Below are 12,020 nucleotides of genomic sequence, written 5' to 3' on the forward strand. Positions count from 1 at the left end.
TTTGTTTCAAAACTACGTAAACCTTGGCATTCCACTATTTCAGTTTTAGCCCCGTTGGCGGGAATTATGTATTGAAGTTTTAGGATTACATGTAAACCTTTTTCAAACCAAAAAGCTTTACATGTAAAGAATAGAAGAACACCAAAGGAGGCAAATTGTGAGTTACAAACCAAGGTGGCATAAGCTAGGCAATATGACAAATTTAAAGATAAAAACAGGAGAAGAAATTTGAGAAAGTTAAACGTCAAACACCCGTTTTATTGCATTAGTGAAAAATATAAATAATTTAAGGAAAAATAAAATTGAGACCTAAAATTCGAAAAGGCTTGTATATACTAGCCGTTGTTATAGGAATAACTTCGTATGCTGGATCATTACCTGAGATAAATATTGAAGGATCTGATGCAATAAAGACATACGTTGCAAACGCTTCCTCTTCTGAAAAACAACAGATGCATAAACTGTTAGAAGCAGGGGATAAATTTGCCAAACTATTTTTGGATGGAGAAATTTGTGGTTGTGAACCATACGAAGAATGTCCAGTTGTAGCCGCATTAACCGAATATCCCATTGTAGATGATTTTTTACATAACTTTTGTAAAGGGTGGGAAGTAATATGGGTCAATAATCAAAGGGGTTTTAATCATTATTTGGTAGACACAGACACCCATTTAGTGTCCATAGATATTGATCCAAACGCCTATACGGCAGTTTTAACATATGAAAGTAGTTTGGTTGGTGTATTTATAGAAGGTCAAAGCACAAATGACAATGAGGATCTTATCGTGTCTTGGGATATCTCAAATCGAGGTAAGCATATAAGTGTTAGTTTTACTTTTAATACCAATACCAATAAAGTCATTGATTACGCAAAAGGAAGTGAAAATGTTGATTATTACACTCAGAGCATTTGGTATCCAGAAAGTATGCTGGGTCGTGCAGCTTTTCTTAATTGGAGTGAAGAGCACAGAAAACGACAAAGAGACCTTGCGAATCAAATCAAAGCAGATCTTTTAAACTACCAAAGAACACACAAAAACACAAAATAGAAAGCATAGGGGTCAGGTCTAAATTTTTAACTTTCTTTACATGTAAACCTTTTTCAATGCAAAAAGTTTTACATGTAAAGAATCAAATGGTGGCGTAAGTCTGGTTAGAGAAAGACAATAAGGAGAGGCAATGAAAGAAAATCAATGGTTACAAGGGCAAGTGAAATCTTTACATGTAAAGGAAGAAAAATGAAAAGGTTACTACTAATAAGTGGGCTTTTGATGGTAAATACGCTGTTACAAGCTGATAGTTACTTACTTGTAATGAGCAAAGATGACAAATTGTGTCAAAACATCACCACGATGTTCAATGAAGATCTTTTTAAACACAAAGAAGTGCGCTTGAAAGACCATAAAGAGTTTAATGTGGTGGTGTGGGATAAAGAGTTTGAGTTTTATCGTGCAAGCGGAGACCAAGATATACTCTATAGCGAACCACGTTGTGATAATGAGCAATCTCTGGGATGTAAAAATGCCATCTTTGATATTAACAATGACGGCAAAGATGAGCTTGTAGCCTATCTGGATGAACGTTTATATGGAACGGCTAGTTATAATCAAATCAGTTACGCACCACAAGAAGAGAATGGTTCTTTAAAGTTCAAGTACAGACAAAGCACTATTGTAGGTGATGAACACTATAAAGAATTTCCAGTACAAAGAGTTGCCAAAGATGGTTTCAAATTTTATATCACGTCCAGTTCATTTGTTTTACTCCGTCCGTTTAAAGTTGCCGATACCTTTTACATTGCGACATTTTTCAATACGTATGGAAGAAATAATTGGGATCCCTATCGATATAACAGTAAAAACCTGAACGATAACAATATGGTTTCCATTAGCAAATATGACGCAAACAATGAACAGCATGACCTATGCTACATGATACGTGTGTTTACCAGTCCAACCTTCACTAAAACAAAAAAGGCTAAATAATGGCACTTTGATCGACTTGGGATAGGGTTATGTATGATGTCTTTCAAAACAATGGTACTCTAAAATCCGATTTAAAAAATCTGGCGTCTTCTGTACGTAGTGATTTGAGCGATGAACAAGCTATTCAAGCAGTCAAAGATCTAAAGCTTTGTTGATAAGACTTGGCAGTTTAAAGCAGGCGGAGGTATCGATACGCCTAAAGCTTTAATGATTGACCTACGCCTGATCTCACTAACGCTTTTTCTGACATGTCAGTCTTAAACGGTATTACTTGACAATACTTGACTCAATGTTGTATAATTACATCAGCAATTAAATAACAAGAGTGCTAAAAAATGAAAAAACCTTCGAAGCAAGCGTTGATTTTAGAATCGATTATTCAAGCTTATTTGAAGTCGAAAATGCCTATCGGCTCATCCGAACTTCAAATGAAGATGACGTTAGGGATTTCGCCTTCAACGATTCGCATCTATTTTAAAAAGCTTTCCGAAGAAGGATCGTTAGTTCAGCTCCATGTCAGTAGCGGGCGCGTACCGACACACCGAGCATTGCAAGGGTATTGGCAAGAGCGTATCGACACGTCGCTTCCCGTCGAAATTAAAAATATCGAGAAGTTGAGACGTTCCACGAACGAACATCAGCTTTTTTGCGTCGTCGAAAGAAGTTCAGAAGCTATTTTTAAAGAGATCGTTGCCGTTCAGGATCGCTTTTTGATTTTAGTCTTTGACGCACACGAAGTTGCATTAAAATACAATACGAAAGTGGAGCAGTTTCTTCAACGCCTTATCGGCTGTACGATGCGCGAACTCAAAGATATTTCCGTGCAGGTAGGTCTTTACGAGCTACATGAAAAGCTTTCGATGATTTTTCAGCAATCTCCGCTTCTTCGAGAAGGCGAAAAAGAGATGTATGCGATTGCGCAAGAATTTCAAACCGATGCGTTTATAGAGCGTTTTAGACGATTGCATTTTCTAGAATCGATTGAAGACGGTTTGTATTTTGACGGATTTATTCCGTTTGGATGCATGGCGGTAAAACAAAAGGTTCAATTAAAAGACCAAAATGCGATGGCCGACATGTTGTGTTTCGGTCGCATCGAGAGTGATTTTGAAGATTTTTTCAATCAAGTAAAGGAGTAAAACGTGAATGAACCGTTAAACGAAGAGCAACAGCGGCAAGAAGCTGCTCCCGAGGAAGTGACGCAAGACGTTTGCTCGGAAGCGGTATGCGATGCGCAGCCGTGTTCGGAAAACAATGAAGTCGAACAATTAAAAACCAAGCTTGCCGAGCTTGAAGATAAATATTTACGAGCCAATGCCGACTTCGATAATATCAAACGTCGCCTGGAAAAAGAGAAAATGCAGGCGATCTCTTATGCCCATGAAGTCTTTGCAAGAGATCTTCTTCCCGTAATCGATGCGTTAGAGATGGCTCTCGTAGCCGGTAAAAATACCGAAATCGATAGTACGGAACTTTTAGGAAAGGTTAAAGAAGGGTTGGAACTAACGATTGAGCAGTTCCGAAAAGCTTTTGAAAAACACGGAATCGAACTGGTTGAAAGTGAAGGCGGTTTTGATCCGAACGTTCATGAAGCGGTGATGCAACTTGAGAGTGAAGAGAAGCAAAGCGGGGAGATTTTACAAGTCTTTCAAAAAGGCTATAAAATCAAGGATAGAATTTTACGACCGGCAATGGTCAGTATCGCCAAATAAAGCAATCTTGCGTTTATCGGCATTTATATTAAAATTAAATAAAGGATAAAAAATGGGAAAAGTAATCGGTATAGATTTGGGAACGACCAATTCATGCGTTTCCGTGTATGAAAGAGGAGAAAGTAAAGTTATTCCTAACAAAGAAGGAAAAAACACGACCCCTTCGGTTGTTGCTTTTACGGACAAAGAAGAGGTTTTAGTCGGTGATACGGCAAAACGCCAAGCGGTAACGAATCCTAAGCGCACCATCTATTCTATCAAAAGAATTATGGGTTTGATGAGCAACGAAGAAAAAGCCGGTGAAGCGAAAAAACGTCTTCCTTACGCGGTTGTCGACCGAAACGGTGCATGTGCGATTGAAATCGACGGCAAAGTGTACACTCCGCAAGAAATTAGTGCCAAAGTCTTGATGAAACTTAAAGAAGACGCGGAAGGCTTTTTGGGCGAGAGCGTGACCGATGCGGTTATTACCGTTCCGGCATATTTTAACGATAGCCAAAGAAAAGCGACCAAAGAAGCCGGTACGATTGCCGGATTGAACGTATTGCGTATTATTAACGAGCCGACGGCGGCGGCGTTAGCTTACGGTTTGGATAAAAAAGAAGCGGAAAAAATCGTTGTTTACGACCTCGGCGGCGGAACGTTCGACGTTACCGTACTGGAAACGGGCGATAACGTCGTTGAGGTATTGGCAACAGGCGGAGATGCCTTCTTGGGCGGCGACGACTTTGATAACCGTCTTATCGACTGGTTAGTCGGTGAATTTAAAAGCGAAAACGGTATTGATTTAAAAGCGGACGTGATGGCACTTCAACGTCTCAAAGAAGCGGCTGAAAATGCAAAAAAAGAGCTTTCGTCTTCTATGGAGACCGAGGTCAATTTACCGTTTATCACAGCCGATGCAACCGGTCCAAAACACTTGGTCAAAAAGCTTACGCGTGCAAAATTTGAATCGATGATTGAAGATTTGGTAGCATTGACGATCAAGAAAATCAAAGAAGTCGTCAATGATTCCGATCTTAAAAAAGGCGAAATTAAAGAAATCGTTATGGTCGGCGGATCAACGCGTGTACCTTTAGTTCAACAAAAAGTGAAAGAGTTCTTTGAAAAAGAGCTCAACAAATCCGTCAATCCGGATGAAGTTGTTGCGATCGGTGCGGCTATCCAAGGCGCGGTTATTAAAGGCGATGTCAAAGATATTCTTCTACTCGATGTTACGCCTCTAAGCCTCGGTATTGAAACGTTGGGCGGCGTTATGACGAAATTGATTGAAAAAGGTACGACGATTCCGGTTAAAAAATCGCAAGTCTTTTCGACCGCAGAAGACAATCAACCTGCCGTTACGATTCACGCACTTCAAGGTGAGCGTGAATTCGCACGCGATAATAAATCGCTCGGTCAATTTAACCTTGAGAGTATTCCGCCGGCACCTCGCGGCGTACCGCAAATCGAAGTCTCTTTTGACATCGACGCCAACGGTATTTTAACCGTTTCTGCTAAAGATAAAGCAACGGGTAAAGCTCAAGAGATTAAAATCTCCGGAAGTTCGGGACTCGATGATGCCGAAATCGAACGAATGGTTAAAGATGCAGAATTGCATAAAGAAGAGGACAAAAAACGTAAAGAAGCGGTTGACGCACGTAATCAAGCCGATGCATTAGCGCATCAAACCGAAAAATCTTTAGGTGAGATGGGTGATGCGATTAGTGCCGAAGATAAAACGAAAATCGAAGCAGAGCTTAAAGCCCTTAAAGAGGTTCTCGCGAATGAAAGTGCGACCAAAGAGCAAATCGACGCTAAAGTGAAATCATTAAGCGAAGCCAGCCATAAACTAGCCGAAGCAATGTATAAAAAAGAGCAAGGCGGAGCCGCCGGAGGCGAACAGCCAAAAGCAAAAAAAGACGATGACGTCATCGACGCCGAAGTCGAATAAACTTCTTTCTTTTTAGTATCCAAGCGTTTTCACGCTTGGATACCTCTTTCCCCTCCCTTCCTCTAATTATTAGAAATATAAGTTTTAAACAAAAATATATGATTCACTTGATATAATCGTCTTGTAGATTCAAGGTTGTATTATGAGCAAAATCATTAAACTCTTTTTGAAGCAAGGCTTTACCCCGGTAGACAATAGGGTTTTTAAACTAGGCTCCGTCCTCCCTTTTGATTGCTATATCCAAAGGTTTAACGGCTTTTTTATCGTTCTAGAAAGCGGTACGTTTTTGAACGAGTCGACGTATCGTAAACTGGTACAAAAAAACCTCCAAATTTTTGTTCAAACACGAAAATACGAAGATTATAAAACGTATGTACAGCGCTTTGCTTCTCAAATCGGTGATAAGCATACGTCTTACGAAACACAGGAATTAGAGGATGTTGTAGCGCAATGCTATGATATGAAGTCTCTTTTAAAGCAAGCGCAATCATTGCACGATAAATTAAAGATTATCTATACGTATTCCAAGTACCTTTTAAATGCTTGGTTGCAATCCAAGCAGCGCGAACGCGTTCCCGTGGATGCGATATCTTTTTTAATGGAAGAATTCGTTTTTGTGGCTAATAGTGAGCATTTAACGCTTTCAAAGTTCAATGATTTTTTGGATGAAGAAGACGATTTGGCGGCACATTTAGTCAAAGTCGCTTTTTTCGCAGCTATGATAGGAAGTCATATCAATTTGGATTTTAGCGATCAAAAGAAGTTGCTGATTGCCGCCATTTTGCATGATGTCGGTAAGACGGAATTGGATGAAAATCTGCTACACAAATCGGATTTCTTATCGGAATTTGAGTATAAGCTTATACAACGACATGCAGAGGCGAGTGCCCACATGGTTCGTCAAAGCGGACTGAAAGATCGCGTGATTTTAAATGCCATTAAAGATCATCATGAGCGTTTGGACGGTAGCGGGTATCCCAAAGGTGCTAAAGAAGATCGTATCAGTATGTTCGGAAAAATTCTTGCGGTATGCGATATGTTCGATGCTATGATTACGATTAAACCGTATCGAGGTGCGTTCAGTACGTATAATGCACTCAAGCTTATGCGCCTAGAGGCGCGAGACAAGCTTGAAATGCGTTATGTGAATCTTTTGGTTAAAGATTTAAAATAAGATTTATCCGTTGAGATGAGAGAGGTTTTCGCTCGGTAAGCTTTTTTCCATAATCTCAATTTCTTCTTTACCGGTTCGAACGACGTTTGGATCAAGTGTTAGATGTTTTTTCTTAATTTTATCGGGATAATCGACGTTTTGTAAGATGTGGCGAATCGTATTGAGTCTGGCTTTGCGTTTATCGTCGGATAAAATAATCGTCCACGGACAACGCGGATTGTTGGATGCTAAAAGCATGGAATATTTGGCGACCGTGTATTCGTCCCAAAGTTCTTGCGATTTTTCATCGACGGGAGAGAGTTTAAATTGTTTAAGCGGATCGGTTTTTCGTTCTCTAAAACGTTTGGCTTGTTCTTCTTTTCCGACCGAAAAATAGAATTTGAATAAAATAATGCCTGAATTGACCAACATGGTTTCAAATTTTGGGACTTCGCGTAAAAACTCTTTGTGTTCTTCTTGGGTACAAAAACCCATCACCGGTTCGACGCCGGCGCGATTGTACCATGAACGGTCAAATAAAACGATTTCTCCGGCAGAGGGTAAGTGTTGGGTATAACGTTGGAAATACCATTGTGAACGCTCCGTATCGGAGGGCTTTGAAAGTGCGACGATACGCGCGCCTCGCGGGTTAAGATGTTCGGTAATGCGCTTAATCGTTCCGCCTTTACCCGCCGCATCGCGTCCTTCGACGAGAATCAGAACTTTTAAGCCTTTATCTTTCACATGGTTTTGAAATTTTAGCAGTTCGACTTGGAGTTTTGTAAGCTCTTTTTCATATTTTAGCTCGCTTTTTTTGACCCAAATTTGAACTTTGTCGTCATGTTTTTCTTCTTTTGAAGCAAGAATCTCTTCATTTTGAAAGGCGATTTTTGTTTTCTTTTTCTTTCCCATTCCTCTTCCTTTTAGCCCTTGAATGCCTTTAAATCGTTGTAATTTAAAAAATATTTAGGCTTATTCGCTACAATAAATCATTCTTTTTTTAAAGGTAACATTGTGAAACGTATTGTAAGCTCTTTTTGCTTAGTTCTTTTCTTCGCGATTTCGTTATTTGCGATCGAAAAACCTAAAATTTTAACTCCCGAAGAAGCGTTTAACGTGACAACTTCGCGCGATACTCAAGGCATTCGCATCGCGTTTACGATTGCTCAGGGTGTTTATTTATACGACGATAAGATCAAAATAGAGCTTTTAACGCCGAAAAGTAGCGATATTACCTCTTCTTTGCCGCGCCCGCCGGCCGAATCGTTTCACGAATACCAAACCCAACGTCGCTCGTTTGAGATATTGATTCCGGAACATCTTCTTGCATCGCAAGCTTCCGCGTTTGAGCTTAAGGTCTCATACCAAGGGTGCGCGGAAATGGGAATTTGTTATCAGCCGCAAGTCAAACAGTTTCGATTCGACCAACAAGCTGCTTCTAAAACTTCCCTTTCGGAGCAAGACGCGATTGCGATGCGTTTAGCGGAGGGCAATTACGGTTGGATTCTTTTGAGCTTTTTCGGTTTTGGATTGCTTTTATCGCTTACGCCGTGCGTGTTTCCGATGATTCCGATCCTCTCGTCCATTATCGTCTCTCAGCCGAGTGTGGCAATGGGCGCAAAAAAAGGGTTTGTTTTATCGTTGGTATACGTTCTTTCAATGGCATCGGCGTATACGATCGCGGGAATTTTAGCGGCACTTTTTGGGGCCAATTTACAAGCTTCGTTGCAAAATCCATGGGTCATTAGCGTGTTTAGCGCGATGTTTGTCGTCTTGGCATTGTCGATGTTCGGTTTCTTTGAAATTAAGATGCCAAGCCGCATTCAAAGTAGACTTAGTAAAACTTCCGACGAAGCACAATCGCAAGGGATAGCGGGTATCGCGGTTATGGGGTTTGTGTCGGCATTGATCGTCGGTCCGTGCGTTGCGGCTCCTTTGGCGGGTGCTTTGATTTATATCGGACAATCGGGAGACGTTCTTTTGGGCGGAACGGCTTTGTTTGTCATGAGCTTGGGTATGGGTGTTCCGCTTTTGGCAATCGGAACGACGGCAGGACGCTATATGCCGCGCCCGGGTGCATGGATGCAAAACGTAACGGCTTTTTTCGGCGTGACGCTTTTGGGTGTGGCTGTTTGGATGCTTTCTCGTATCCTTCCTTCATTTGTTACGATGGGCTTGTGGATGCTTTTATGCCTTCTCTCCGCGCTCTTTTTCGGTGCAATCGAACCGCTTGCGAACACTGTGAGCGGATGGAAAAGACTTGTCAAAGGATTTTGGTTTATCGTTTTGCTCTACGGGATTGCTTTATTTGTTGGGCTTTTAAGCGGTGCTAGCAATCCGCTTTCTCCGTTTGAACGCTTGACGTTGAAAGAAAATAGGCTTCATACCGCCTCTTCGCCAGACGCTTCCATGTTACATGTCAAAACGTTAGAGGAGTTAAACGTGTTCATCGCCAAAGCGCAAAAACCCGTTATGGTCGATTTTTATGCCGATTGGTGTGTGAATTGCGTCGAGTTTGAGCGTTTTACGTTCCAAGACGCTCGCGTTCAAGAAAAGCTCAAAACGATGGAGCGGGTGAAAATCGACGTAACGAACAACAGCGATGAAGATAAAAAGCTCCAAAAAGCGTTCGGTATTTTCGGACCTCCGGCAATTTTATTTTTTAAAAATGCCCAAGAAATAAGCGAACTGCGCCTTGTCGGTTATAAAAACGCCGACGAATTTTTAACACATATCGAGAAAGTAGGGCACTAAATGAAAGTGATTTTAGTCGTTGACGTCGAGGGCTTAAACGATCAAGTCGTTTTTGAAAAGCATTTGAAAAAAGAGGGTTTTACGCCTATTAGCGGGGAGTCGTTCGCATATGAGGGCGATACGACGACGCATTTGTTTAGTACGCGAGCGTTTATCATGGAAGTCGTGGGTAAAGCTTTGGATAAATCAGGATTTTTAGAGTGCCGTATCATGTTTCAAGTCGGAGAAAATCCGATGGAGACATACCGCTTCGATACGTCTTCCCAAGAGTTTGTGCTTACGAACGGTTAAAAAAGCGCAATGCGCGCTCTAAATCTTCGGGGGTGTCGATACCGAAGCTTTGACTGTGCACTTTGACCATGGCAATTTTATAGCCGTGGTATAGGGCGCGTAGTTGTTCCAGTTTTTCGATATGTTCAATAGGTGCATAAGGAAGCGCACAAAAAGTTTCCAATGCTTCTTTACGAAAGGCATAAATCCCTAAATGCCCGAAATAACCCTCGAAACCGCCTTCACGATCATAAGGAATCGCACTTCTGGAAAAATAGATCGCTTGATCGTCGGCATCTAAAATGACCTTGACGAGATTGGGGTCTTTGACATGTGAAAGATCGATCGGTTTGCATGCGCTGGTAATCAATGCTTTGGTTTGTTCGGCACGTTGGATCACGTGTTGAACGACGCTTTCCTCGATAAACGGCTCATCTGCTTGCACGTTCACGATGATTTCGTCGGAAGGAAGGCAGAGTTTGGATGCGGCTTCGTTAATGCGATCCGTTCCGCTTTGATGCTCTTTTGAAGTTAAAATCGCCTTGAATCCGTAAGATTGGGCTAATGCTACAACTTCTGCCGTATCGGCGGCAATCGCAACATCGTCGAGATGTTCTACGCGCTTAGCGGTTGCGATCACCATCGGAATACCGTCAATTGGAGCTAAAATCTTACCGGGAAAGCGCGTCGATGCAAAACGTGCTGGGATGATAATCACTGTGCATCCTTTTGACATGTAGCGTTTAAGAAATCAAAAATCTCTTCTTCGATGCGATCTTTTTCAACGACGCGATCGTGAATGATCGTTTCGTTAAAGAGGTTTTGAATGCAAGGCGGAATCGTGACATGTAAGGTTTGAGCGATGCCTTCCAATGCCTCTTTATCGCTGTATTTGAGTGTATCGTGTCGAAGAGCGTTAAGCATTGTGGGTGCAAATTTCGTCCATTCGGCGGTTGAGCATAGAACGCACGTAAGCGGTTTGGCTTTCAGCGTTTGATAGGCTTTGAGGCACGTTGCCGTATGCGGATCGAGTACATAGCCTTTATCGGCATAATGACGGATTTGCTCTTTGCCGAAATCGTCGTCGCAATACACCGCCGCAAAATCTTCTTGTAAAGCTAAACGCTCTTGATCGTTTAGCGTATAGACTTTGTTTTCTTTGAGCGACTCCATCAGCTCTTTGGTACGCATAGCTCCGAACTTATCGAATAAAACGCGCTCGACGTTGGAGGAGATCAAAATATCCATCGCCGGCGAAGTGGTTTGCAGCAAGCTTCGATGACGCAAGTCGTAAACACCCGTCGTAATCAGGTCGGTTAAAATATTGTTGATATTGGAAGCGATTAGGATTTTTTCAATCGGCAATCCCATTTTTTTAGCATAGTAAGCTCCCAAAGCGTTTCCGAAATTTCCGCTTGGAATAATCGTGTAAAAAGGTTCTCCTAGCGTTGCTTTACGTTGTTTCAGTAACGCGATATAGGCGTAAATGTGATAAACGATCTGAAAGATAATGCGCCCGAAATTAACCGAATTGGCGGCACTGAGTTTCATCTGTTTTGCATGCAGAGCTTCTTTGAACGTAGGTGAAGCTAAGAGCGTTTTGAGTGCGTTTTGTGCATCGTCGAAGTTACCGTGAATGCCGATGACTTTAAGGTTGCTACTTTTTTGCGTCGTCATTTGAAGACGTTGTACGTCGCTTGTTCCGCCGCTTGGATAAAGGCATGCGACGTGAATATTCGCTTTATCGGCAAAGGTATCCAATGTCGCAGGTCCCGTATCGCCGCTGGTTGCCGCTAAAATAAGGTACTGTTCGTTTCGTTGTTGTGCAAGATGGGAGAGAATATAACCGAAAGGTTGCAATGCCATGTCTTTAAAGGCGCGCGTCGGTCCGTGGTAGAGCTCGTTAACGAAAAGGTCGTTTTCGATTTGCACAAGCGGCGTAGGTTCTTTTGCATCGTCAAATGCATCGTAAAGCGCGAGTGCTTCTTGGATCACTTTTTCTTCGATATCGATTTGAAAAAGACGTAAAATATCGAACGTAATCTCTTTGTAGCTTTTATGAACGGCTTTTTCTAAAAAATCGGTATCGATTTTAGGGAGTGTTTCGGGTACGTAAAGCCCGCCGAAGCTTGCGCTTGGATTTAAAATAGCAAACGAAAACGGGACGTTTTGAGGTTTAATGCCGTCGTTTCCGCGAGTTTCGATAAACATGG

11 protein-coding genes are annotated in these 12,020 nt (G+C 41.8%); 8 read left to right on the forward strand and 3 right to left on the reverse strand.

Features of this window, described 5'->3' with window-relative positions:
* Window positions 1–302 precede the first annotated feature (302 nt).
* The 6 genes from UCH003_RS05515 (at window position 303) to UCH003_RS05540 (ending at window position 6,804) form a co-directional block, all read left to right on the forward strand.
* Window positions 303–1,049 carry a hypothetical protein gene (locus UCH003_RS05515; protein ID WP_060825744.1) on the forward strand — a complete coding sequence of 249 codons (747 nt, stop codon included), beginning with the start codon at window positions 303–305 and terminating at the stop codon, window positions 1,047–1,049.
* A 189-nt stretch (window positions 1,050–1,238) separates the two neighbouring features.
* Window positions 1,239–1,985 (forward strand): hypothetical protein, encoded by a 747-nt coding sequence (locus UCH003_RS05520; RefSeq protein WP_060825745.1) that lies wholly within the window; start codon window positions 1,239–1,241, stop codon window positions 1,983–1,985.
* A 335-nt stretch (window positions 1,986–2,320) separates the two neighbouring features.
* Window positions 2,321–3,124, forward strand: coding sequence for an HrcA family transcriptional regulator (locus UCH003_RS05525; protein WP_039672663.1), 804 nt, complete (start codon window positions 2,321–2,323; stop codon window positions 3,122–3,124).
* Window positions 3,125–3,127: 3 nt separating this feature from the next.
* On the forward strand, window positions 3,128–3,697 hold the full coding sequence (gene grpE / locus UCH003_RS05530) for a nucleotide exchange factor GrpE (protein ID WP_041961658.1): 570 nt from the start codon (window positions 3,128–3,130) through the stop codon (window positions 3,695–3,697).
* 52 nt (window positions 3,698–3,749) lie between these two features.
* Window positions 3,750–5,630: a molecular chaperone DnaK gene (gene dnaK / locus UCH003_RS05535; protein WP_039672659.1), complete on the forward strand. Its 1,881-nt coding sequence runs from the start codon at window positions 3,750–3,752 to the stop codon at window positions 5,628–5,630.
* A gap of 142 nt (window positions 5,631–5,772) precedes the next feature.
* Window positions 5,773–6,804: an HD-GYP domain-containing protein gene (locus UCH003_RS05540; RefSeq protein ID WP_060825746.1), complete on the forward strand. Its 1,032-nt coding sequence runs from the start codon at window positions 5,773–5,775 to the stop codon at window positions 6,802–6,804.
* Between the two features lie 3 nt (window positions 6,805–6,807).
* Here UCH003_RS05540 and ppk2 read toward each other — a convergent pair whose 3' ends face one another.
* Window positions 6,808–7,695, reverse strand: a complete 888-nt coding sequence (gene ppk2 / locus UCH003_RS05545) for a polyphosphate kinase 2 (RefSeq protein ID WP_060825747.1) — start codon at window positions 7,693–7,695, stop codon at window positions 6,808–6,810.
* A 102-nt stretch (window positions 7,696–7,797) separates the two neighbouring features.
* Between ppk2 and dsbD the strand changes: the two genes are divergently transcribed.
* Both dsbD and UCH003_RS05555 read left to right on the forward strand, forming a co-directional pair.
* Window positions 7,798–9,537, forward strand: a complete 1,740-nt coding sequence (gene dsbD, locus UCH003_RS05550; RefSeq protein WP_060825748.1) for a protein-disulfide reductase DsbD — start codon at window positions 7,798–7,800, stop codon at window positions 9,535–9,537.
* Window positions 9,538–9,828 (forward strand): hypothetical protein, encoded by a 291-nt coding sequence (locus UCH003_RS05555; protein ID WP_039672655.1) that lies wholly within the window; start codon window positions 9,538–9,540, stop codon window positions 9,826–9,828.
* Here UCH003_RS05555 and kdsB read toward each other — a convergent pair.
* Together kdsB and thrC are read right to left on the reverse strand one after the other, a co-directional pair.
* The gene (gene kdsB, locus UCH003_RS05560) at window positions 9,815–10,525 is read right to left on the reverse strand and encodes a 3-deoxy-manno-octulosonate cytidylyltransferase (protein WP_060825749.1); all 711 of its coding nucleotides are present in this window, start codon (window positions 10,523–10,525) and stop codon (window positions 9,815–9,817) included. The two genes, UCH003_RS05555 and kdsB, sit on opposite strands and share 14 nt — an antisense overlap.
* Window positions 10,522–12,018 (reverse strand): threonine synthase, encoded by a 1,497-nt coding sequence (gene thrC / locus UCH003_RS05565; RefSeq protein ID WP_060825750.1) that lies wholly within the window; start codon window positions 12,016–12,018, stop codon window positions 10,522–10,524. Before thrC ends, kdsB begins: the two co-directional genes overlap by 4 nt.
* Window positions 12,019–12,020 lie beyond the last annotated feature (2 nt).

The sequence above is a fragment of the Sulfurospirillum cavolei genome (assembly GCF_001548055.1).
In the GTDB taxonomy this organism is placed as follows: Bacteria; Campylobacterota; Campylobacteria; order Campylobacterales; family Sulfurospirillaceae; genus Sulfurospirillum.